Below are 23,990 nucleotides of genomic sequence, written 5' to 3'. Positions count from 1 at the left end.
CGACTGCCCGGCACCGCGATCCGGCGGGGGCGCCGGCGGCAGCCGACCGTCAGATGGCCGTCCGGCCCGTCGTGCAGATGACCGTCCGACCCGTCGTGCCTGCTCCCGCACGCGTCAGGCCGGTCGCGGCGGCACCGGCGGCAGCCGCGCCGATCAGTCCGGCGTCGAGAGCCAGTCGGGCGGGCACGACAGGCACGTCACGCGTGAAGTCGAGCACGGCGTACGACTTCAGGTGCTGCCGCAGCGGGGCGAACAGCGTCTCGCCCGCCTGGGAGACACCTCCGCCGATGACGACCAGGTCGAGCTCCAGGAGCGCCGAGGTCGCCGCGATGGCGGCCGCCAGGGCGCGGCCGGCCCGATCGAACGCCGCGAGGGCCCTCGGGTCACCCGCACGCGCCGAAATCTCGACCTCGCCGGCGGTGGCCGGGCGGCCGACCGGGGGGATCCAGCCGGATTCCAGCGCATGCGCCGCGATCGCCGTGCCGCTGGCGTACCGCTCGACGCACCCCCGGGCTCCGCATGGACACACGGGTCCGTTCTGGTCCACGGTGATGTGCCCGATATGACCGGCGTTCCCCGTCGTCCCCTTGTGAACGGAGCCGCCGAGGATCAGACCGCCGCCCACGCCGGTCGAGACGACCATGCAGAGGGCATTCGACACGCCCTTCGCCGCGCCGATCCAGTGTTCCGCCGCCGTCATCGCGACCGCGTCACCGATGAGCGTCGGCCTGATGCCCCGCGGAACCGCAGGATGGCGACTTACCCCCTCCACCAGAGGAAAGGCACGCCACGCAGGTATGTTCACCGGGCTCACCGTGCCCGCGACCGTGTCCACGGGCCCGGCGCTCCCGATACCGAGGCATGACAGCGAGGCCCACTCGGGATGCGCCGCCAAGTCGTCCACGACCGAGGCGACCGCGGCCATCAAGGCATCGGCGGACTCGCGTGCGGGAGTCGGCCGCTGCGACCGCACCACCACGCGCCCCTCGGCATCGACGAGGGCCCCGGCGATCTTCGTACCCCCGATGTCCAGTGCTCCGTACACCATCACGCCAACCTCTCCGAACCGACCGTCACGTGAAGCAACACTGTGCCCCGCTGATGACAACGTTGTCCAGAGACTAACGGACCCGGTTAAGTTCCCGATCTCGGGCTCACTGCGACACCCCACCTCGGATGGCATATTGATAATGAGACCCGTTTTCATATAGCGTGCGCAGCGCCCTTCCCACCCATGCCAGGAGAGACTGATGGCCGTTCCCAAGCGGAAGATGTCCCGCAGCAACACCCGCCACCGCCGCGCCCAGTGGAAGGCAGCGACCCTCAGCTGGTGCCGATCACGGTCGACGGATCGGTGTACCAGGTGCCGCAGCGCCTGGTGAAGGCATACGAACGCGGCCTGATCCGCCCCGAGGGCTGAGCGGCTGATGACGACGCACGACCGACTGCCCGTGACCGTGCTGTCCGGGTTCCTCGGCGCGGGAAAGACCACGCTGCTCAACCACGTCCTCGGCAATCGCGAGGGCCTGCGGGTCGCGGTCATCGTCAACGACATGAGCGAGATCAACATCGACGCCGCGCTCGTCCGCGGTGGCGAAGCGGAGCTGTCGCGCACCGAGGAACGCCTGGTCGAGATGACCAACGGATGCATCTGCTGCACCCTGCGCGACGACCTCCTCGAGGAGGTCGACCGGCTCGCCCGCGAGGGCCGCTTCGACTACCTGCTCATCGAGTCCAGCGGCATCTCGGAGCCCATGCCGGTCGCCGCGACGTTCTCCTTCCCCCGCGACGACGGCGCCACCCTCGGCGACCTCGCCCGCCTCGACACCATGGTCACGGTCGTGGACGCCGCGAACGTCCTGCCCGAACTCGCGGGCGGCGACGAGCTCGCCGCCCGCGGCCTCGACCAGTACGAGGACGACGAGCGAACCGTCAGCGATCTCCTCATGGACCAGATCGAGTTCGCGGACGTCATCGTCCTCAACAAGCTCGACCTGGTCGGGCCGAACCAGGCGGCACGGCTGCGTGCCACCCTCACCCGCCTCAACCCCGACGCCCGGATCGTGCCCGCGGTCCGGGGACAGGTGGCCATCGAACAGGTCCTGGGCACCGGACTGTTCGACGTCGAACGGGCGCAGCAGGCCCCCGGCTGGGTCAAGGAACTCAACGGCGACCACGTCCCCGAGACCGAGGAGTACGGCGTCTCCTCCATGGTCTTCCGCTCTGACCTTCCGTTCCACCCTGGCCGACTGTGGACCTTCGTCACCAAGGGCCTCGACAGCGGCACCTTCGGCCACATCCTGCGCTCCAAGGGCTTCTTCCGGCTCGCCAGCCGCCCCCGCGTGACCGGCCTGTGGTCACAGGCCGGGGCGGTGGCCCGCTTCGAGCCCTCGGGCGCCGTCGGCGCGGACACCGCCCAGGGCCAGGAACTGGTCTTCATCGGTACCGGTCTGCGCCCCAATGCACTGCGGGCGGCCCTTGAGGCCTGCCTGCTCGGCCCGGGCGAAGTCGCCCCCGCCGAGGACGACTTCCCGGCCTGGGAGACATACGGAATCGACGACGCCTGCGAGCACGATCCGGCCGTCGGCGCGGTGGCCTGAAGCTTCCGGGTCGACGGTGGTCGCAGCCACGACATCATCCGACCCGGTTCGTCTCCGGCCCGGTCCCCCGCGGGGGACCGGGCCGGACTGCGTGGTCAGCACCTCGGTCGGCCGCGCAGGAACCGGTACCGGCACTGAGATGGCGGGCACCGGCCCGCCAACGTCACCAAGCGGCTCGCCGTCGACGCCTCCTACCTCGTCATCCGAGGGCAGGGCACGGACCCGACGCACGGCGCCCGCATCGTCTTCAGCCCGGACACCGCGACCCGCTATGACACCCTCTACGAGGGAAGCCGCTGGAACCAGGACACGATGCGCCACGAGTGTCCGGGCAAGCTCGGGTCGATCATCGGCACCGGCGTCCTGTGGGTGGGCGCCGCGAACAGCGTGAACTTCTATGCAAGCCAGCAGATCGACATCGAGGCCGCGCAGGAGAAGTACCCGTCGAACCTGCACATGCGCCTGCAGGTCTTCACCATCTCCTCGGTCGACGCCGACGGTCACACCGTGACCATCGACAGGCCTCTGGAGTTCGACGTGCCGGTCAACTCGATCTCCGACGGCTCAGCGCCTGTCCGTGATGGCTACCTCAATCCCTACCCCAGCAAGGTCACCCCGCTCAGGATGATCACGGACGTGGGCTTCGAGGACCTCACCTTCACTCAGCGACTCGACGGGATGCCCAAGCTCGACGGCGGAACCTACCAGGCCGATCCGAACTGCACGGTCCAGGCACCGACCTGCCCCGTCCACAACTACGGCAACCTCGCCCCTGAGTACTCGATGCACGGCTTCGTCTTCAAGTGGGCCGCGAACTCCTGGGTCCGAGGGGTCCGAGGCGAAATGACCGGCTCCCATCCCATCGTCACCGAGGTCGCCAAGAACCTCCAGATCGAGAACAACACCTTCGACGGCTCCTGGAACAAGGGCAAGGGCGGCAACGGCTACCTGCGCGGCTCACGCGTCTGGGATTCCCTCTACGCCTTCAACACCACCCGCAACCTGCGCCACTTCACCTTCCAGTGGTCTTCTTCGGGCAACTTCGCCGTCGCGAACGACTTCGACTCCGACCTCAACCTGCACGGCGGATGGGAACGCCGCAACCTCTTCGACAACAACGTCGTCCACGTCCCCTTGGCACACGCCTCCAAGAGCTGCGCCGTCAACTGCGGGGGCGAGGGAGGCGTCAGCGACAGGGGAACCTGGTGGCCGATCTACTGGAGCGCCGGCAACAAGGCGGTCAAGTGGTCCGGATCCAGCGGCCCTCAGAACGCCTTCTACAACAACCTGCTGTCCAAGCAGACGACGGCGTCCGGCCCCTACGTCCCCTACCAGCCCTACTCCACCTTCGGGCGGGTCTACCAGTTCGGGTCCGACGCGGCCAATCCCACCCGGTTCAGGCACCTCGCCTCCGGCGGCGTCGCCATCAACGACTGGGCCGAGATGGAGAACCGCATCTATACCGGCGGAAACGGTGTGGACAACTCCTACGAGGCAGCAACTGATTGCTTGACGGAAGGAGGTGGCCCTCCAGGCGCGGAGGGCCACCTCTCGGTCGGTTCACCGGCGTGCGGCCGTCACGCCGGGCGGTGGTGCGACGGTGTCGCTACGGGGCGACCTTGAGCAGCTTGTTCGCGGTGCCGGCGGAGGGGTTCTTGATGGCGTCCGCGGTGGCCGCCCCGGTCAGCGCGGCGGCGGTGTCGGCGGGCGTCGCGGACGGGTTGGCCGCCAGGTACAGGACGGCGGCGCCCGCCACGTGCGGGGCGGCCATGGATGTGCCGGAGATCGTCTTGGTGCCGGTGTCGCTGTCGTTCCAGGCGGAGGTGATGTCCGAGCCGGGCGCGTACAGGTCGATCACCGCGCCGAAGTTCGAGAAGTCCGACTGCTGGTCGTCCTTGGTGCTGGACGCCACGGTGAGTGCTTCCGGCACCCGGGACGGCGAGCCCTGCCCGGCGTCGGAGGACTCGTTGCCGGCCGCGACCGCGAAGGTCACGCCGGAGTCGACGGCCCGCTTGACCGCCGCGTCCAGCGCCTCGTCGGCGCCGCCGCCGAGGCTCATGTTCGCGACCGAGGGCCCGGAGTGGTTCTGGGTGACCCAGTCGATGCCCGCCACGACCTGCTCGGTGGTGCCGGAGCCGTTGTCGTCCAGGACGCGAACGGCGACGACCTTGGACTTCTTGGCGACGCCGTGGGAGGTGCCGGCGATGGTGCCCGCGACGTGGGTGCCGTGACCGTTGCCGTCGTCGGCGGTGTTGTCGCCGTCCACGGCGTCGAAGCCGTGGACGGCCCGGCCGCCGAAGTCCTGGTGCGAGATCCGTACGCCGGTGTCGATGACGTAGGCGGTCACGCCCTCGCCGCCGTTGTCGGGGTAGGTGTACTTCTGGTCGCCCTCCGCGTCGGCCTGGTCGATCCGGTCCAGGCCCCAGGACGGGGGCTTCTCCTGCGTCTCGTTGATGCTGAACCGCTTGTTCTGGACGACCGTCCCGACGGCCGGATCGGCGGCGAGGCGCTTGGCCTCCTCGACGCTGAGGCCGGACGCGGAGAAGCCGTTGACCTCGGAGCCGTAGGAGCGCACGAGTGTGCCGCCGTACTTCTTCGCGAGGTCCGCCTTGTTCGCGGTTGCGTCGAGGATGACGACGAAGCTGCCGGCGACGGCGCCCGGGGCGCCGAGACCGTGCACGGTCCCTTCGGCCGGGGCGGCCGCTCCGGCGATGTTGCTCGCGAACAGCGCCGCAGCGGCAGCGCCTGCCACACCAGTGGCTATGGCCGCGTTACGAAGACCGTGGGATCGTTTGTGAGTTGCCATGAAAGGGGTCTCTCCTCGTGTTGACGTGTGGGGCGTCAAACGTTCGAGAGAACCCTGTGCGGATTGGCAGGAGCAAATCAAGAGCGAACCCGGGGGTCGGGCTTATTCAACAAGGTTTCTTAATGATCTCTCCGCATCGTCTCCACACCGCACACGTCGTCTGGCGAACTCCCGTCTGAAATGGGCACGTTCTCGCTCCGCCGCACGACGGCGGGCCAGGTCCTTGTCGCACGATGACAGCAGGGCTTCACGCCTCCGGGCTGTTGCCGGACGGCTCCGAGGATTTCGGCACCGCGAGATGCCGACGCGGGCCGTCTTGATGGTGGCGACGGAACCGGCACCGAGGCGTTGCCGAACCGGTGCCTGGTTACGAGGACTTCGCATGAGACTGCCGGTCTCTGGGGAACGATCCCCTGGCCGGCGACCTGCCGTCGGACGTCCAGGACCTAGGGTCTGTCGTTTGGATCAGGCCGGATCAGGGAGCGGCGTCTGGTGGCGTGCATCGCAAGGCGGAGGAGGGAGTCGACGCGGAGCGTCGGCGAGTGACGACAACGCGGCGAGGCGCGGTGCCAGGCGCCGCGAGCCCGGCATGATCCAAACGACAGGCCCTAGGATGCCTGGGTTCGATCGTGCGGGACATCGGGGGTACGTGGCATGAGCGGTTACGGCAGCGGTGGGTACGGTGACCCGGCGGACAGCAGCGGCGCGCACCTACCTCAGGGACACACCCAGACTCCTCCGGTCCCCCCGGGGGGACATCCGCACGCCCAAGCCGGTCCGCCGCCGGGGTACCCGTATGCGCAATCCAGCCCTCCGCCGGGGCACCCGTACGCCCAACCCGGTCCGCCACCGGGGCACCCGTACGCCCAACCCGGCCCTCCGCCCGGATACCCGTACGCACAATCCGGTCCGCCGCCGGGATACCCGTACGCACAATCCGGTCCGCCGCCGGGATACCCGTACGCCCAACCCGGCCCTCCGCCCGGATACCCGTACTCGCCGACCTACACACCGGTCCCGCCGCCGCGCCCAGCACCCTCGCGGGCCCGGAACATCCTGCGCGGCCTCTACAACCCCCTGTACGCCGCCCGGCGGACCTTCCGTCCCTCACGCCCCGAGATCGTCAACGATCGGAAGATCCGCAAGCTCCAGTTGTGGCGGACCGGGCTGGGACTCGTCGCCTGGGTGGGTTTGATGCTCACCTACAACGCCATCGCGAGCGCCGATGACGTCCAGGGCGTGGCGAGCGAACGCCTCGACCAGAGCTGGTCCAGCGTGCTGGTTCTCGTCTGCACCTTCCCCGTAGTGGTCGGCGCCTTCGTGGCGGCCGCACGGGGCGGCCTGCGCCGGGTGTACCTGCGCCGGGCTCTGCGCCCCTTCGGCTCGGTACTGGCCATCATGGCGTCCATGGGCACCTCCGCCCTCGCCATGGCCCCGGAGTCGGCGGGACTGCGGGACGCCGTGGGGCTTCCCGGCAGGATCATCATCGTCGTGCTGTGCCTGTGGTCGATCGGCTTCGCGCTCTACGGCATCGGACTGTCGTTGATGCACGTGTTCCGCACCGCCGACATCCACGAAGTGCTACCCCCGATCCTCGCCGGCGTCCTGGTGTGGGAGATGGCCCTCCTGGATGTGATCACCGAAACCTACGCCCAGGTCCCGACGGGTGCCCGGATGATCTTCATCCTCGGCGCCCCCGTCACGGTGACGACCCTGTCGTGCTGGGAGCTGTACCGGCTGCGGCGCAACCACGGACTCACGCTCCGAACGGCCCTGCGCCGCTGACACGCTCCCGCCGTGCGCGTTCACACCGTCCCCGTACCAGCACCACCGAGATCGGCGGTTCTCCCCGGGCGGAGCGCGAGGGAAACCGCGGTCGGCCCCGAGCGCGTGGAACCGGTCGATACGCCCGCCGCCGGCCAGCCGACCGCTGAGCGGAGAAGGAACCCGTCCTGACCGCCCTGTCATCGGCCCCAGGCTCGACGGCGGAGGATCCGACGTCGAGTCTGGACCAGCTGACTACCTGGGGTTGACGGCGAGGCTGTCGCAGGGCCGGCACGCGGAGGCTCGCCGGTGCTCGCCCCGTACGTCGCGACGGGGTGCTGGAAGGCGACCGAGACCATGGCCGAGCAGAAAGCCGACGGACTGCTGGCTGCCCGAACCCAGGCAGGAGGCTGCTGCGGCACCTCGTCGGGCAGCCTCCACAGCGTCGACCCCTTCCATGCCGTCGGCCTGCTCGCAACAATGCGCGAACGCCATGGCCACGTCGGCGACGCCGTCGCCGTCGACGGCGCCCAAGGATGCAGCACGAGTACCGCGGGGGCCGAGGCCGGTGTGCCGGCGCGTGGGCCGTCAGCCAGGCTTCCGCAGAGCCCGGGAGAGGCGTTCGCCGACCGTGCGATCCATGCCCGCTGCGGAGTCGATGCCCAAGGCGGCCGCCAGGTCGCGGACGTGCAGGTCGGCCAGGGCCTCGGTGAGTTCGGCGAAAGCGTCCGCGGCGGCCCGGCCTCGGCGGACGCCCGCGGCAACGGCGGTGGCCCCGACCAGGGCGGCCGGCCACCACCACACGCCCAGCACCAGATATCCCGCTCCCCAGGCACACAGGCGCGCCGCCGCGCCGAACCGTACGCGGGCGGCGTGCAGTTCGGCGCGGGTGCCGTCGGCGGCGAGGAGCCAGAGGTGGGGCCAGGCCGCCGCCAGGTCCAGGCGGTACACGCGCCAGAGCCGTTGCCCGGGTGCGGCAAGCCGGTCGCCCATGCCGAAGGGGTGGCGCGGCGCGGCGGCCGCGATACGGCCGCGGTCGGCGAAGTGGCTCTCCGCGAGGCCGGCGAGCCGGTCGGCGTCGTCCGCCCGGGCGATACGGGCCCGGCCGGCCGTGACCAGCGCGGTGCGGAACGCGGCGTCGGCGGCGCGCCAGCGGCGCAGCCGACGGTCGGCGAGGCGCCGCAGCAGGGGCCCGCGGGGCTCGGCACACCAGAGGAGTTCCACTCCGGTGCCGAGAGTCTGGGCGGCCGTACCGATCGCGGCCGCGCCGAGCAGCACCCCCAGCGCCACGAGAGCGATGGTGCCGGCGCTCCGGGACGCGGGGGAAGCGGCCAGCGTGTCGAGCCAGGTCCGCAACTTCCCTACGTCGGACCAGTGTTCGTGCCCCAGCACCATCGCCGTGGTGACGGCGGCGATGAAGAACAGTCCGGGCAGCGCCAAGAGCGTCAGCCACCGCTCGGCGATCCGGCCCCCCAGCGCGCTGAGGAAGGCGCTGGTCACCGGAGAGGCACCACTGTCAGCGGCCGGCCGAGGATGCCGCAGGCGGGCTGATCCGGGGCGTCGGCGTCCGGTGCCTCCACGCGCCCGCACCGACCCGAGGGACAGGCCAGGACGTACAGAGCGGGATGCCCCGGCCCGGCCACCGGCAGACTTTGGAAGCCTGGGGCGGGGAGCGGGGGCGTCGTGCGGTACGAGCCGAGCCCGGCACTGTGTCCCGCGGCCAGCAGTAGTTCTTCCAACTCATCGAGGTGATCGTCGAGTTGCTGGGGAGAACGGCCCTCGCGCAGGGCGGAGACGATGGCCTCGACGAGCCGCGCCCCCTGCTCGCCCAGAGCGCCGAGCTCCGGCGAGGACGAGGGGTCCGTGAGCCGGCGGCAGAGCTCCCCGAGCCGCGCGTCGCCTGCGCCCGCCCCGTCGGCCGTGTTCGCCACGCTCCCGCTCCCCTCGGACTCCGGTTGCCACTTCGTGGTGATTGTACGGGCGGACCTCGGCGATCCGGTGCCTCCTTGGCTATCGTGAACACGGGCCGCAATCGTGGAAGATGCACGGTCCGGGGCGGCGTCAACCGGGGGTGGTCGTGGTGAGCGCGGCAGATGCGAGGGCAACCGGAGGATCCGGCGCACAGTCCTGTGCTGATCAACTGCTTCTGCGCCATCAGGCGACGGGCGACCGCGGGGCGCTCGACGAGGCCATCCGGTCGTACCGCCAGGAGCTCGCGGTCACGCCGCCCGGCGACGCCTCCGTGCCGGGCCGTGCCGGCAATCTCCTGATCGCCCTGTACTTCCGGTGGCAACTGACGGGTGAAACGGACGATTTGGCCGCCTTGATCGCCCTCGGCCATGAACGGGTGTCCGTCGATCGCGTCCGCCCCCAGGACGTGATCCTCCTCGCCCTGGCGTACCGTCAGCGCTTCGACCTCCACGGGCAGGCGAGCGATCTCGACCAGGCGGTCGAGCTGTTCGACCGGGCGGCCGACCTGCCCCAGGACGCCGAGACCGGCGCGCAGACGCTGGGTTCGCTGGGCGAGGCCCTGCAGGAGCGGCAGAGGAACCGCGTGCGCGGTGTCCTCGAGGACCCCGGGACGGGAGACGAGACGGATCTCGAGCGGGCGACGAGCGCCTTACGGGACGCACTGGAGATCCTGCCGCCCGGTTCGCCCGACCGGCCCGGCTACCGCAACAACCTCGCCACGGCGCTGCACAGCGCCTATCAGCACAGCGGCGACACCGCCGCCCTGCGCGAGGCCCTGGACCTGTGGCGGGCCGTTCTGCGCGAGAGCCCGCCGCGCAGCGAGGTGCGCCGGCTCGCGCTGGGGAACCTCTCCCAGGGCCTTCGCCAGTGGCACGAACACGACGCCGACGAGGCGGACCGGGCGGAGATGCTGGACGTGCACCGTACCGCCCTGGCCGAGACCCCTGCCGGCCACCCGGGCCGCCCCGAGCGGCTCGCCGGTCTGGGTGTCGCCCTGCGTCTGGCCGCCGAAGGCGACGGCGACCCCGCGTTGCTGCGTGAGTCCGCGCAACTGCTCCGCGAGGCCCTGCCGCTGTACGCCGCCGGTGCCCCCGAGCGGGCCACCAGGATGAACAGCCTCGGCAACACCCTGCACCGGCTGGCCCAGGCGACCGGGGACGAAGCGGTGCTCGACGAGGCGATCGCCGTCCTGCGGTCCGCCCTGGCCCAGCAGCGGCCGGGCACCGGCCCGTACTCCGACACCCTGGCGAACCTCGCCGTCACCCTGCGGGAGCGCGCGTTGCAGACGGACGATCTGGGGTCCCTGCGGGAGGCCACCCGGCTGGCCCGGGACGCGCTCGACGCGGCTCCGGCCTCCCCCGCCGCGCAGGTCGTACGCCTCGCCAACCTCGGCGTGGTCCTGCAGAGCTGGCACGACGTGACCGGCGACACGACCGCCGCCGACGAGGCGATCCGTGCGTCCCGCCAGGCCCTGGCACTGGCGCCGCAGAGCGGACTGGTCCGCGCGGACCGGCTGAACCACCTGGCCAACGCCCTGCGCGCGCGGTTCGCGGGGAGCGCCGACGTCACGGACCTCGACGAGGCGGTCGCCCTGCTGGAAGAGGCCACCGAGCACGCGCCGTACGGCGATCCGACGCTGGCGCTCGTGCTCTCCAACCTCGGATCCGCCCGTCTGACACTGCACCACCACGGCACCGGCGACGGGCTGCTGGAGCAGGCGGTCAGCGACCTGGGTCGCGCCGTCTGGTCCGCCCCGGCGGGCGGCTCGGCCCACGGCTTCTATCTGCGGGCGTACGGCGACGCGTTACGTGCCCTGCATCACCAGGACGGCGACCCGGGGGTGCTGCGGGCCGCCGAGGACGCATACCGGCAGGCCGCCGGTACGAAGGCCATGCCCGCCTACGAGCGAGTTCTCGCGGCCTGGGACTGGGGAGCCGCCGCGGCGGCCGGCCTCCGCTGGGACGAGGCACTGCGCGGTCATGAAGTGGCCCTGGACCTCCTGCCGTTCGCCGCTTCCGGTCGGCTGGCCCGCAGCGACCAGGAGCGCGGCCTGTCACGGGTGCGGGGTCTTGCCGCCGAGGCCGCCGCGTGCGCGGTCAACGCAGGGCGTCCAGAACGCGCGGTGTCACTCCTGGAGCAGGGCCGGGGTGTCCTGTTGGGGCGGGCCATGGCCACCCGGGACGGGCTCGGCCGGCTGCGCGGCGCCCATCCGGGTCTCGCCGAGCGGTTCGTCTCGATCCGCGACCGGCTCGACGCGCTGGAGGCCGTGGACGTGGCGGAAACGGCCCTGGGCCGGCTGGCGCCCACCAACGCGGACCAGCGGCACACGCTGGCGAGCCACCTGCAAGAGCTGGTGGCGGAGATCCACGAAGAGCCGGGCTTCTCCGACTTCCTCGCCGCGCCGGACGAGAGCGCCCTTCTCGCGTGCGCGGAACACGGCCCGGTGGTACTCGCCTACTGCAGCGGCTACCGCAGCGACGCCCTCGTCCTGCGTCCGGGGGGCGTCCTGCTCGTACCGCTGCCGCGGGCCACGCCGGGCGCGGTCGGTGAACAGGCGGACCGGCTCCAGCGCGCGCTCGCCGACGCGATGGACCCCACCCGCGACAAGGCCGCCCAGCGGACCGTCGCCGAGGTACTGGCATGGACGTGGGACCACGTCACCGGCCCCGTGCTCGACCGGCTCGGGCTGTCCGATACTCCCCGGACGGGGGACGAGCTGCCCCGGCTGTGGTGGTCGCCGGGCGGGCCTCTGGCCGCCCTGCCCCTGCACGCGGCGGGTCACCACGGCGATGGTGCCGGTGCCGTGCCGCAGCGGGAAGGTGGTGGGCCCGGGGCAGGGCCACGGACCGTCATGGACCGGGTGGTCTCCTCCTACACGCCGACCGTCAGGGCTCTCCGGTACGCCCGAGGCCGGGCCGCCGCCCCGCGGCCGTCCGGCCGGCTCCTCGCCGTGGCGCTCCCCGACACCCCGGGAGCCCGGCCGCTCGGCGGGGCGCGACGTGAGGTGGAGGCGCTGCGCGCGCTGCTGCCGACCGATGTGCTGTCCGGGGAAGCGGCCACCTTCGACCAGGTCATGGCCGCCCTGCCGGATCACCCTTGCGTCCACTTCGCCTGCCACGGAGTCAGTGAGCCCACCGACCCCTCGGCAGGCCGGCTGCTCGTGCACGACCATGCGACGCGGCCGTTGACGGTCCGGCAGATCGCCCGGCTCGACCTGCCGGCCGCGCGACTCGCGGTGCTCTCGGCCTGCGAGACGGCTCGCGCCGACGGGGACCTGGCCGACGAGTCCATCCACATCACCTCCGCGTTCCAGCTCGCGGGATATCCCCACGCCGTCGGCACGCTCTGGCCGGTGCACGACGCCGTGGCCGTCCGTGTCACGCGCCTCCTCTACCGGGGGCTGCGTACCGACGGCGGCGACGGCGTGCCGACGCTGGACGACAGCCGGACGGCGGCCGCGCTGCACCACGCGGTCCGGGAGTGCCGCGCCGCGTTCGCCGCCAGCCCGAGCCTGTGGGCCGCCCACGTACACGCGGGTGCCTGAGGCGCTCACACGGACGAGAGGAGACAGTCGCGATGAGCCGGTGGTGGCGGCGCAAGGCCGCACAGGGGGACACGGAGAACGGCGCGGACGTCACGGCCGACACGGCGGGACCGTCCGGACAGAGCCAGAGCCGCGAACAGGAACAACAACAGCAACAGCAACAGGAGGAGGATCGGGCCTGGCGGCCGATCGGCGGGCACATCACCATCACGGAGGTGACGGAGGGCAGTCCGCAAGAGGAGATCGCGCGGATCGAGATCTCCCCCGAGGAGTGGCACACCATGCGCGCCCGGGCCGTCGTTGAACAATTGGGCCCCGAGCACCCGGACGCGCTCAACGCGGTACGCGATCTGGCTCGAGTGCTCGGATCGACCCCCGGACGCGGCGAGGAGGCGGTGACGTACTACCAGCAGGTGGCCCGAGGCCAGTGGACCGTCCTCGGCCCCCGCCACGAGGAGACCCTGCGCACCTCCGCCGAACTCGCCGACGTGCTTCACCAGACCGGACAGCTGCAACTCGCCGAATCGGCCTGGCGCGACACCTTCCGCGGCCAGTCGGACACTCTTGGACGCGATCACCCCGACACCCTGCGCAGCGCGGCCGGGCTGGCCGCCGTCCTGGAGGACCTCAGGCGCGCTCCCGAAGCCGAACCGCTACAGCGGGACGTGCTGGAGCGGCGCACCAAGCTGCTCGGGCCCGACCATCCGGACGTGCTGACCGCCGCCAACTCCCATGCTGCCTCGCTGCTCAAGTGCGGCCGGCACAAGGAGTCCGAGCGGGCGCTGCGCAGGCTCGTGCCCCGGCTGGAGCAGCGTTACGGGTCCGACCACGAGCGCACCGCGGCAGCCCGGGCCAATCTCGGTGCCGTACTCGTCCGGTTGGGCCGCCACACCGAGGCGGAGGCGCAACTCCGAGCCGTCATCCGGTCCTTCGAGGCGACCGTGGGACCCCACCACGAAAACACCCTCGCCGCGCGCAACAACCTGGCGGCCGTCCTGCACGCCATGGAGCGTTACGCAGACGCCGTCCCCGTCCTGCGGGACGTACTGACCGGCCGGGTCGCCCTGAACGGCGAGGACCACCCGACCACCGTGTCGACCAGGGACAACCTCGCCAACGTGCTGATCGACGTGGGACGGCACGCCGAGGCGGCCGCACTCCTCGACCGCTGCGTCCGCGACTACCGGCGCATCTACGGCCCGGGGCACCCCCGCGAGCAGACCGCCCAGGAGAAACTGGCCTGGCTGCGGGACGACGCCCGGTAGGGCGACACCGGACGGCCCGACACCCGGTGTCCGCCCAGATCCTCGGCTGAGGTGGTACGGCACAGCCCACGCGCCCGTTCAGGGGCCTGGGTCTTGGCTGGACGTCGCACCACACGACGGCCGGCCCCGAGCAGGCGGTTGCTCACTGAGTGCAGCGGCCCGGCCATCGTCAGGTCCTGTCCGTTGGATCGGAAGACCACCGAGTACGAGGTGACGCTCACCGCCTCGTCGAACCGGGCACACCCCGTCGGCGAGGCCGGTCGTACGGGTCACGGTGTCCGAGGCCGCTGATAGCGTGCCGCTTTCCGGCGGATCGATCTTGAAAGGGCAGCACTCGTGCAGGAAGTGGCGCATCACGACGTGAGCGAGGGGCGCATGGCCCAAGCGCTCGACGACATCGAGGGGCGGGCCTTCGGGCGGTGGCACAGCATGCGTTACGGCAGCTTCCGCCTCGACCGGCTGCGGGAGATGGCCGACGAGCTGCTCGATCACGTCGCCGCTCGCGCGCTGACGGAACCCGGGCTCGACGAAGCCTCGCGCCTCGCGCTGCTGACGGCCGCGGAGTGCTCGTTGGGCGTGATCAGCCTCGGCTGTTACCCCAACGGCGACCAGGAGATCACGTTCCCCCTCGTCCGCGAGGAGCTGACCAGCGAGAAGATGGCGTTCCAGGACGTCGTCGACGAGGCTCCCACGGCCCGTACATGGCTGGACACGTTCGCAGCCGTCGTGGTCAGCGGACTGGTGTGGGACTGGCAGCGGGTCACGGGACTGGTACTGCGCGGTGGCTTCGCCCGCGCGATCCGCGACGGAGTGCCGTACTCGAAGCTGACCTCGACGTCGGAGCCGGCCGACCTGGCCGCGATGGAGGCGCTCTGCCCCTACCTGACCGAGGCGAGCGGGCACCTGCCCCGCGACTGGCCGACCGTGCCGCTGCGCAAGCCGGACCCGCAGGAGCGAGCCGACGCCGCCGAGCGACTCGACGCAGCCGCAGTGACGCTGACGCCGGATCAGCGACTGCTGCGCGTCCTGCTCGACGACGACCGGCACGCCTTCGAGCAGGCCCTGGCGGCCCGGCTCGTCGTCCACCGCGAGAACGTGGGCACGGACCCAGCCCCGCGCACACTGCTCCCGCTCGACGCCCTCGCCCTGGCGGCACTCGCCGTCCAGGTACACGGATGGGAACTGGACGTCCGCTCCGCGTACCTGCCGCACGGCATCGTGGGCCGCTCGGACGCCCTCCGGCGCGCCGCGGACGCGGGTGAGAACAACCTCGGCTACTGGTACGCGAAGTAGGCGGGGGGCAAAGGCCGTCGGAGCCAGGCTCACAGCCAGACGCCGATCAGCAGGGCGCCTCTCATCAGGGGCGCCCTTCGTCGTGCTGAAGGGCGCCGCCGCCTCGTCGAGCGCTGCCCAACTCGCCCCGCGTCGACGCTGAGGCGGGATGGTCGGCAGTCCGCGTCTCAGCCGTCCGGGACGATCCGGTGCTCCGCGGGCACCAACAGGGCCCGCCGCCACAGACAGGCGATGCCCGCCCGGTCCGCCAGAGACTCCTGACAACCCCTACACGTGACAATGCCACGCCCCACCGACATGCCAGGACCGGACGATCGAACCCCCCGCCCGGCGTGAGTCCGATCACCTTGCCCGCGATCTTTTTGAACATGTACGTTCAAACGGCGGTCGCCGGGGTGGGTCTACTGGCCGCAATTCCAAGGAACGTTCCTTGTCCTAGGTCGAGTTCAGTCTCCAGAGGGGGTCGGGGGCATGATCGTCCTCGCGTCGGCTCGTGCGCGCGTCAAGAGCTTGCTGGTGACCTTGGTCATCGTGTTGCCGACGCTGGGGGTGGTACCGCCGGGGTGGGCCACGGAAGCGGGATCACAGGCAAGTGCCGACTCCGCGGTGAAGGGCCCCGAGCACCCCGAGGGCACGTCGTTCAACCCGAACCAGATCAAGGACATCAAGGCGGCCGACCCCGGCTCCGGGGTGAACCTGATCGAGGCTCCCTCGGCCAACAACATTGGTGACGCGCGGTTGTCGTACCCGCTGGAAGTGCCGAAGGGCCGCGCGGGCCTGGAGCCGAAGCTGGCCGTCACCTACAACTCGTCGGGGACGAACGGGTGGCTCGGCGTCGGGTGGGACGTCGTCACACCGGTGGTCACGGTCGACACCCGGTGGGGTGTGCCGCGCTACGACGCGGGGCTGGAGACCGAGACCTACCTCCTCAATGGTGAGCAGCTGACCCCGGTGGCGCACCGGAGCGCGTTGCGGGCGCGCACTGCGGAGAAGGTGTTCCACTCCCGGGTGGAGGGCCGGTTCGACCGGATCGTGCGCCATGGCGACAGCCCCGCGAACTACTGGTGGGAGGTCACCGACAAGCGGGGTGTCCGCACGCTCTTCGGCGGCACGGCCGACAGCACGCTGGCCGACGGCACGGGCCGCGTCGCCACCTGGGCGGCGCGGGAGGTCCGCGACGGCAGCGACAACGTCCTGCGCTACCGGTACGCCAAGGTGGCCGACGGCGGCACGGCGGACTCCGCGGCGCCGGGCAGCGAGCTGTACCCGCAGAAGATCACCTACACCGGCCGCGGCGACACCGACGGCAGGTACTCGGTGACGTTCGTCCGGGACCGTGAGCGCGGCGAGCCCCGCCGGGCGGACGTGCGGATCGACGCCAGGTACGGGTTCAAGAAGGTCACCGCCGACCTGCTGCGGCGCGTCGAGGTCAAGCTGGACGACCAGCTGATCCGCGCCTACGAACTGAACTACCGGACCGGCGCGTTCGCCAAGACGCTGCTCACCTCGGTGTCGCAGTTCAGCGAGAGCAACGAGCTGTTCAACACCCACACGTTCGACTACTTCGACGACGTGCGCGACCAGTCGGGCAACTACAACGCCTTCGCCACCGCGGCGGGTTGGTCGGTGCCGGATGACGACCTGGGGGTGAACATCCGCGAAGGCGAGGCCAGCGCGATCTCGGCGAACACGTCGGCCGGCTTCGGCGCGCACCTGTTCGCGGGCTACAACGTGCAGGGGCTGCCGACCAAGGAGGGTGCCGTCGGGTTGAAGGTCGGGTTCAGCGCGGGCCAGTCCGACGGCCTGTCGACGCTGACCGATGTGAACGGCGACAACCTGCCGGACAAGGTGTTCCGCAAGAACAACGACGTGTTCTACCGGCCCAATCTGGCCAAACCTGGTGGTGAGCCGAAGTTCGGCGACACGCCGATCAAGCTCACCAACCTCCCGGGAATCTCGACCGAGCGCACCCTGTCCGGCACCATCGGCGTCGAGTCGTACGTCCTCACCACCTCGGCCCAGCTGGACTTCGTGGGCACCACGACCACCTCGGACCGGTTCTTCAGCGACGTCAACGGCGACGGCATCACCGACCTGGTGAACAACGGCGGCGTGCTGTTCGGCTACCTGGACGCGAACGGGCAACCCGCCTACAGCGCGGACTCCACCCGCACCCCGGCGCCGATCGGGGGCGGCGCGGTGACCGGCCAGATCGTCGGAGACCAGACCGCGCAGTTCAACCAGCAGGTGGACAACTCGCCGCTCCTTGACACGGTGCGCCGCTGGGTCGCGCCGTTCGACGGCAACGTCCGCGTGGACGGCAGCGTGCAGCTGACCCAGGACCCCTCCCCGGCACGGGAGGCCTACACCAAGGCCGACGGCGTGCGGGTCACCATCCAGCACAAGGACGCCGAACTCTGGGCGCAGCGGATCGGCCCCGATGACCACACCGAGTTCGCCCCGGGCAATGTGGCGTCGATTCCGGTGAAGAAGGGCGACGCGCTCTACTTCCGCACACAGTCCATTCTGGACGGCACGTACGACACCGTGGCGTGGGACCCGGCGATCACCTACACCGACCTGCCGGCCGGCACGGACGCGAACGGGTTGGCGAACACCGTGTTCCGCGCGTCGGCCGACTTCACCTACGGTGGCAGGCCGTCCTTGGTGACCGTGCCGGTGAACGGCACGTTGCGGCTGACCGGTGACGTGGTCAAGTCCAAGGCGACCTCGGACGACGTGACCGTCGTGATCGAGAAGGGCAACGGCGTCCACCCCGGCGCGGAGGTGTTCCGCAAGGTCCTGCCCGCCGCGTCGACCGGCACCACCGCGATCGACGTGAGCATTCCGGTCAGCATGTTCGAGAAGATGTCGTGGAAGCTGAAGACCGACTCGCCGATCGACGCCTCGGCGGTGAGCTGGGCGCCGAAGGCGCACTACACGGCCGCGCAGGGGGTCGAGTCGGTCGTCGACGCCAAGGGCGATCCCACGCTGGTGATCACCCCGCCGTACGACATGACCATGTTCCCGGCGGACACCCTCACCGCGCCGCAGCAGTCCTACAAGGCGACCAAGACCGGCCAGATGAAGGTGCGGCCGAAGGTGTCCCTCAACTTCGGGCTCCTCGGTGACGCCAAAATCGCGCTCACGGTGAAGAAGCGCGGCGGGCAGCTGATCGGCAAACGGATCTTCCAGGCCAAGGACACCTACTTCGGTGGCCCGAACCTGGACCTGACCGTGCCGGTCACCGCCGGCGACGAGCTCTACTTCGACTACTCCACGACGGAGACCGGACTGCTCGGCCTGCTCGTCTCGCAGTCCGCGTCGGTCACCTATGACGTGACCTCCAGCTGGCCGACCTTCACCCCGGCGCCCAGCGCCATGCACGCTTCCGTCGGGCAGGGCGCCTTCGCCCAGCCCTACCGCGGCTGGGGTGTGATCGGCTACCAGGGCAACCGCGACCGCGCCACCCAACCGCTCAAGCAGGCCGAACTCACGCTGGACCAGAGCTTCAAGGACGCGCTTCCCAAGGAGCCCAAGGAGGCGGACGTCGCGCCTTTCGCCGCGAAACCCCGGCTCGCCATGCCGCGCCTCGCGGTGTTCGCCCCCGTTCCCGCCAAGGGCGGCTGGGCCGCTCAGGACGAGTCCTCCTGGATCACCTCCGCGATGGCGACCAGTTCCCGCCTCGGCGCGGACACCATCGACATCGTCACCGACGCGGACGTGGCGGGCGACCGGGCGGTGATGCGCCGCGGTGTCACCGGCCAGGTGTCGGCCACCCTCGCGGCGGGCCCGTTCGGCGGCACCGTGGTCGGCGGGATCACCGCGGGTTCGGTGGACTACCTCGACCTCAACGGCGACGGCTACCCCGACGTCGTGGGCGCCAAGGAGATCCAGTTCTCCGACATGACCGGCGCGCTCGGCGCCACGCGCGGCACCCTCGGCGGCAACGTCCGCGAGGCGGACAACGTCTCCGGCAACGTGTCGCTCTCCGCGGGCAGCGAGACCGCCACCATCGCCAGCGCCCTGGGCATGGCCGCGCCCGACGCGGGCACCAGCGCCGACACCGCCACCACCGGCGCGGTCCAGCCGTCGCTCGGCATCGGCGGCAGCCTCGGCGGCGGCGAGTCCGACGCCCGCGTCGACCTGATCGACATCAACGGGGACGGGTTGCCGGACAAGGTGTTCGGCAACGGCGACGCCCAACTGAACCTCGGCTACTCCTTCGCCGCCCGCGAACCCTGGGCGGCCGGACCGATCAACGACGCGTCCACCCGCAACGTCGGCGTCAACCTCGGGTTCAACGTCGACCGCTACGGCTTCGCGGGCGGCGTCTCCGCCGAGCTGGGAACCTCGTTCACCAACGCGAGCATGACGGACGTCAACGGCGACGGCCTCACCGACCGGGTGTTCACCGACGGGGCCAACCCGATCAAGGTCGCGGTCAACACCGGCACCGGCTTCACCGCGCCCGCCCCCTTCCGCGGCAGCTTCCCCGACATCGCCGTCGACAAGAACGCCAGTCTCGGCGCGGGCGTCTACTTCACCGTCGGCCTGCCCACTCCCGTCGGCGTCTTCGTCTTCAACCCCGGCGCCAGCGCGTCCACCGGCATCAGCCGGGCAGAGACCACCCTGCGCGACGTCAACGGCGACGGCCTCACCGACCACGTCAAGTCGACCCGCGACAACGAGATGCTGGTCGCCACCAACAAGACCGGGCGCACCAACCTCCTGCGCACGGTGTCGCGCCCGATGGGCGCGCGGATCGACCTGGACTACACCCGTACGGGCAACACCCAGGCCATGCCCGAAAGCCGCTGGGTCCTGTCCCGCACCACCGTGTTCGACGGTCGGACCGGCGACGGAGCCGACAGGCAACTCACGACCTACCGCTACGAGAACGGCACGTACGACCGGTCGGAGCGCGAGTTCCGCGGTTTCGGCAAGGTCGTCTCGGAGGTCCGCGATCCCGGTGCGGACGATGCCCTCTACCGGTCGGTGACCGACGCGTACAGGACCGACAGCGTCTACACCAGGGGCCTGCTCGCCCGCACTCTCACCACCGACGGCGCGGGCCGCCCGTTCACCGAGACCGTCAACACCTACCGGCTCCACGACATCGCCACGGGCACGGCGGCCGATCCGGCGAGCACCACCGCGGCGGTGTTCCCGAAGCTGACCCGGGTGGACAAGAAGTTCCACGAGGGTGCGCAGGAACCCGCGAAGACCACGCACACCGTGATGACCTATGACGAGCACGGCAACCTGACGGGATCGTTCGACGCCGGGGACGACGGCATCGAAGACGACGTCCAGACCGACTTCGAGTACACCGCGTCGGACCAGGTGTGCCGGGACCGCAACCTCGTCGGGGTGGCCAGGTCCGTGTCCCAGCGCGCGACCGCGACGGACACCCCGCTCCGGTATCGCGAGGCCACGGTGGACTGTGCGACCGGGGCGCTGCGGCAGATCCGGGAGTACGCGACCCAGACCGACATCGCGGTCACGGACCTGGAGTACCACCCGGACGGGAACCTGCGGTCGGTGACCCGTCCGGCGAACGAGTCCGGTCAGCGGTACAAGCTGGAGTACGGCTACGACACCGTCGTCGGCGTACACGTCGAGTCCGTCGTGGACAGTTTCGGGTACCGGTCGACCACGACGCACAACCTGAAGTACGGCCTGCCGGAGCGGAGCACCGACCAGAACGACCAGCCGCTGTCGAGGTCGTACGACAGCGTCGGCCGGCTGGACTCGGTGACCGGACCGTACGAGGCGGGCAGCGACCGGGTCACGATCGACTTCGAGTACCACCCCGAGGCGGTGGTCCCGTACGCCACGACGAAGAACCTGGACCGGGACGCGGGCGGCGCGCGGGCGGACACCATCGACACCGTCACGTTCGGCGATGGTCTGAAGCGGGTGCTGCAGACCAAGAAGGACGCGTCGGTCGCCGCGTCGCCGGGGACGGCGCCGCAGCCGGTGATGACGGTGTCCGGGCGGCTGACGTTCGACTTCCTCGGCCGCACGACGGAGAAGTACTACCCGGTGACCGAGCCCAAGGGCGCGGCGAACACGACGTTCAACGCCGCCTTCGACACGGTGGCCCCGACGAAGGACTCGTTCGACGTCCTGGACCGGCCGGTCAGGACGGTGCGGCCGGACGGGACCAGCACGACCAACGCGTACGGATTCGGGTCGGACCGGGCGGGTGTGACGCGGTTCGAGAACACGGTGACCGATGCCGACGGCAAGCAGCGCCGCATCTACGCCGGCATCCGCGACACGACAGCGGCGGTGAAGGAGTTCAGCGGTTCGACGGCTGTCTGGACCAGCTACGCGCACGACCCGCTCAACCGGATCACGGCGATCACCGACGACAAGAACAACGTCACCCGCGCCGAGTACGACGGCCTCGGGCGGCGCACGGTGTACGACAACCCGGACGCGGGTCGGACCGAGACGCGCTACGACCTGGCCGGCAACGTCACGGCGAAGACCACCGCGAACCTGCGGGCCGTGAGCCGGACCATCGAGTACGACTACGACTACTCGCGGGTGAAGGCCGTCCGGTACCCGACGTTCCCGGCCAACGACGTCACCTACTCCTACGGCGCCCCGGGCGCGGCGGACAACGCCGCGTCGCGAATCACCGAGGTCCGGGACGCGGCCGGGACGATCACTCGCGGCTACGGGCCGCTGGGTGAGCTGACCAGGGAGACGCGCACGATCAGCGCCATCAGCGGGTCACCACGCACCTACACGACCGCGTGGCGCTACGACGCGTTCAACCGCGTGCTGCAACTGACCTACCCCGACAGCGAGGTGCTCACCTACGGCTACGACTCCGGTGGCCAGGTCACGCGGGCGACCGGGGTCAAGGGCGGGACGGACTACACGTACCTGGAGCGCCTGGACTACGACAAGTTCGGCCAGAAGACCCTCCAGGAGACCGGCAACGGGGTGCGCACCACCTACACGTACGACGCCGAGGACCGCAGGCTGGCGACGCTGAAGTCCGAGGCAGCCACCGGGCCGGCGTTCCAGGACATGAGCTACACCTACGACGACGCGGGCAACGTCACGTCGCTGGCGAACTCCGCGCCGCGGAACGCGGTGATCGGCGGTCCGAGCTCCCAGTCCTACGGCTATGACGACCTGAACCGGCTGACGTCGGCGTCCGGGCAGTACACGGACAGGAACGACAAGGTCAACAAGTACACCCTGACGCTGGGCTACGACTCCATCAACAACACGACGAGCAAGTCCCAGCTCCACGAGATCACCGGCGGAGTCCCCGCCTTCCCGGTCGGCACCGGGTCCCCCGGACCGATCGAACCGGTCGACGACCCGTCGAACCCGGCCGACGTGCAGGACAGGACGAGCTACGACTACGGCTACACGTACGACGGTGACAAGCCGCACGCACCGAGTCGGGTCGGCCCCATCACCCAGGCCTACGACGCCAACGGCAACCTCACCGCCACGGTGAACACCGCCGCGGCGGGCAAGCGCAGGCAGTACGTGTGGGACGAGGAGAACCGCCTCGCCTGCAACCAGGACACCACGGCCTCGACGGTCGAGCAGAGTCCCGCGGGCTGCGAGGGCGCCACCGCGTCCTACGTGTACGACGCGGCGGGCCGGCGTGTGGTCAAGAAGGGCGAAAGCCTGTCGCTGTACCCCAACCTGAACTACAGCGAGCGGGACGGCACCGGGTACAAGCACGTCTTCATCGGCGAGAGCCGCCTGACGACCAAGACCGTCGCGGACGGAGTCGAGAACACGCGGTCGTTCTTCCACACCGACCACCTCGGGTCGTCCGGGTACGTCACGGACGCCTCGGGCGCGGTGACCGAGCACCTGGAGTACTTCGCGTTCGGGGAGACCTGGGTGGAGGAACGGGCCGGGCAGGCGGACACGCCGTACCAGTTCACCGGCAAGGAACTCGACAGCGAGACGGGCCTCAACTACCACGGCGCCCGCTACTACAACCCGCGCACCCAGCTGTGGGCGAGCGCCGACCCGGCCCTGCCGGAGTACCTCGACACCAAGCTCGCGGGCGGGATCTCCGAACCCCGCAACCTCGCCGCCTACACGTACGCGCACAACAACCCCGTCAAGCTGGTCGACCCGACCGGACGGGCGCCCGAAACGCCCTACGAGAACATCAAGAACTACATGGCCCAGGAGATGTGGGGCAACTCCCGCTCCGAGCAGGTACAGGAGATGAGGTCCCTCAACATGGACCCCAGCCGGGCACGCTGGCTCAAGCCGGGCTACTGGGGCAACAAGAAGGAAGCGGCGAGCATGTGGAAGGAACTCGTCAAGACCGGCGGCCCCTGGGACCACAAGGGCGAGATCAGGGCGAGGAACGGGGACAAGGCGTTCGACTGGACCGACATCACCGGGTCAGCCGAGAAGACCGGGTACGACCTCCAGATCCGGGACGACTTCTGGTCCAACGCCCACTACGGCTACGTGGGCACGGCGGCGGGGTTCGGCCGCCAGATATTGCAGGGGGCCGCGCTCGCGGTCGACCTGTGGGAAAATCAGGATCTTTCCAAGGCGGACATCGAGGCCATCGGGTTCGGTATCGACCTGTTCAACCAATACGGGTACGACGTGACCCCCGAGATCCTCCACGCCGAGATCCTGCGCAACTGGGAGATCATGGAGGTCATGGGAGTGGTCCGGAAGCGGCCGTAACACCTGTCGGTGGGCGTGAACCACGCCCAGGGGCGGCCGGC

The 23,990-nt window shown here is 70.5% G+C and carries 11 protein-coding genes and 1 pseudogene; 8 read left to right on the top strand and 4 right to left on the bottom strand.

The window, feature by feature from the left end; all coding sequences use genetic code 11:
• Nucleotides 1–49: 49 nt before the first annotated feature.
• Complete coding sequence (locus ACFWWU_RS07735; protein ID WP_384140438.1) at nucleotides 50–1,048, bottom strand: ROK family protein; 999 nt, start codon at nucleotides 1,046–1,048, stop codon at nucleotides 50–52.
• A gap of 202 nt (nucleotides 1,049–1,250) precedes the next feature.
• Between ACFWWU_RS07735 and rpmF the strand changes: the two are divergent.
• The 3 genes and pseudogenes from rpmF (at nucleotide 1,251) to ACFWWU_RS07720 (ending at nucleotide 4,223) form a co-directional block, all read left to right on the top strand.
• A pseudogene (rpmF, locus tag ACFWWU_RS07730) lies at nucleotides 1,251–1,420 on the top strand (50S ribosomal protein L32).
• A 7-nt stretch (nucleotides 1,421–1,427) separates the two neighbouring features.
• Nucleotides 1,428–2,600, top strand: coding sequence for a GTP-binding protein (locus ACFWWU_RS07725; RefSeq protein WP_384140435.1), 1,173 nt, complete (start codon nucleotides 1,428–1,430; stop codon nucleotides 2,598–2,600).
• Between the two features lie 312 nt (nucleotides 2,601–2,912).
• On the top strand, nucleotides 2,913–4,223 hold the full coding sequence (locus ACFWWU_RS07720) for a hypothetical protein (protein WP_384140432.1): 1,311 nt from the start codon (nucleotides 2,913–2,915) through the stop codon (nucleotides 4,221–4,223).
• Here ACFWWU_RS07720 and ACFWWU_RS07715 read toward each other — a convergent pair.
• Complete coding sequence (locus tag ACFWWU_RS07715; RefSeq protein WP_384140429.1) at nucleotides 4,207–5,406, bottom strand: S8 family serine peptidase; 1,200 nt, start codon at nucleotides 5,404–5,406, stop codon at nucleotides 4,207–4,209. The two genes, ACFWWU_RS07720 and ACFWWU_RS07715, sit on opposite strands and share 17 nt — an antisense overlap.
• A gap of 1,194 nt (nucleotides 5,407–6,600) precedes the next feature.
• Between ACFWWU_RS07715 and ACFWWU_RS07710 the strand changes: the two genes are divergently transcribed.
• Complete coding sequence (locus tag ACFWWU_RS07710) at nucleotides 6,601–7,191, top strand: hypothetical protein (RefSeq protein WP_384140426.1); 591 nt, start codon at nucleotides 6,601–6,603, stop codon at nucleotides 7,189–7,191.
• A 567-nt stretch (nucleotides 7,192–7,758) separates the two neighbouring features.
• Here ACFWWU_RS07710 and ACFWWU_RS07705 read toward each other — a convergent pair.
• Together ACFWWU_RS07705 and ACFWWU_RS07700 are read right to left on the bottom strand one after the other, a co-directional pair.
• The gene (locus ACFWWU_RS07705; protein WP_384140423.1) at nucleotides 7,759–8,670 is read right to left on the bottom strand and encodes a hypothetical protein; all 912 of its coding nucleotides are present in this window, start codon (nucleotides 8,668–8,670) and stop codon (nucleotides 7,759–7,761) included.
• Nucleotides 8,667–9,101, bottom strand: coding sequence for a hypothetical protein (locus ACFWWU_RS07700; RefSeq protein ID WP_384140420.1), 435 nt, complete (start codon nucleotides 9,099–9,101; stop codon nucleotides 8,667–8,669). Before ACFWWU_RS07700 ends, ACFWWU_RS07705 begins: the two co-directional genes overlap by 4 nt.
• Nucleotides 9,102–9,250: 149 nt before the next feature.
• On the opposite strand from ACFWWU_RS07700, the gene ACFWWU_RS07695 reads away from it, so the two are divergent.
• From ACFWWU_RS07695 to ACFWWU_RS07680, 4 genes are all read left to right on the top strand, one after another.
• The gene (locus ACFWWU_RS07695) at nucleotides 9,251–12,685 is read left to right on the top strand and encodes a CHAT domain-containing protein (protein ID WP_384140417.1); all 3,435 of its coding nucleotides are present in this window, start codon (nucleotides 9,251–9,253) and stop codon (nucleotides 12,683–12,685) included.
• 32 nt (nucleotides 12,686–12,717) lie between these two features.
• Complete coding sequence (locus tag ACFWWU_RS07690; RefSeq protein ID WP_384140414.1) at nucleotides 12,718–13,950, top strand: tetratricopeptide repeat protein; 1,233 nt, start codon at nucleotides 12,718–12,720, stop codon at nucleotides 13,948–13,950.
• 336 nt (nucleotides 13,951–14,286) lie between these two features.
• The gene (locus ACFWWU_RS07685) at nucleotides 14,287–15,243 is read left to right on the top strand and encodes an immunity 49 family protein (RefSeq protein ID WP_384140411.1); all 957 of its coding nucleotides are present in this window, start codon (nucleotides 14,287–14,289) and stop codon (nucleotides 15,241–15,243) included.
• 606 nt (nucleotides 15,244–15,849) lie between these two features.
• A complete protein-coding gene (locus ACFWWU_RS07680; protein ID WP_384140408.1) occupies nucleotides 15,850–23,949 on the top strand; it encodes a SpvB/TcaC N-terminal domain-containing protein in 8,100 nt (2,699 codons plus the stop codon).
• Nucleotides 23,950–23,990: the final 41 nt, after the last annotated feature.

The sequence above is a fragment of the Streptomyces sp. NPDC058650 genome, from assembly GCF_042717315.1.
Taxonomy (GTDB): Bacteria; Actinomycetota; Actinomycetes; order Streptomycetales; family Streptomycetaceae; genus Streptomyces.
Note: the sequence above shows the minus strand (reverse complement) of the source record. Positions and strands in the feature narration are given on the sequence as shown.

Excerpts from the sequence above, each read along its gene's own strand:
- ACFWWU_RS07720 (WP_384140432.1), top strand. The coding sequence starts at position 2,913 with ATGCGCCACGAGTGTCCGGGCAAGCTCGGGTCGATCATCGGCACCGGC.
- ACFWWU_RS07710 (WP_384140426.1), top strand. The coding sequence starts at position 6,601 with ATGCTCACCTACAACGCCATCGCGAGCGCCGATGACGTCCAGGGCGTG.
- ACFWWU_RS07725 (WP_384140435.1), top strand. The coding sequence starts at position 1,428 with ATGACGACGCACGACCGACTGCCCGTGACCGTGCTGTCCGGGTTCCTC.
- ACFWWU_RS07715 (WP_384140429.1), bottom strand. The coding sequence starts at position 5,406 with ATGGCAACTCACAAACGATCCCACGGTCTTCGTAACGCGGCCATAGCC.
- ACFWWU_RS07690 (WP_384140414.1), top strand. The coding sequence starts at position 12,718 with ATGAGCCGGTGGTGGCGGCGCAAGGCCGCACAGGGGGACACGGAGAAC.
- ACFWWU_RS07735 (WP_384140438.1), bottom strand. The coding sequence starts at position 1,048 with ATGGTGTACGGAGCACTGGACATCGGGGGTACGAAGATCGCCGGGGCC.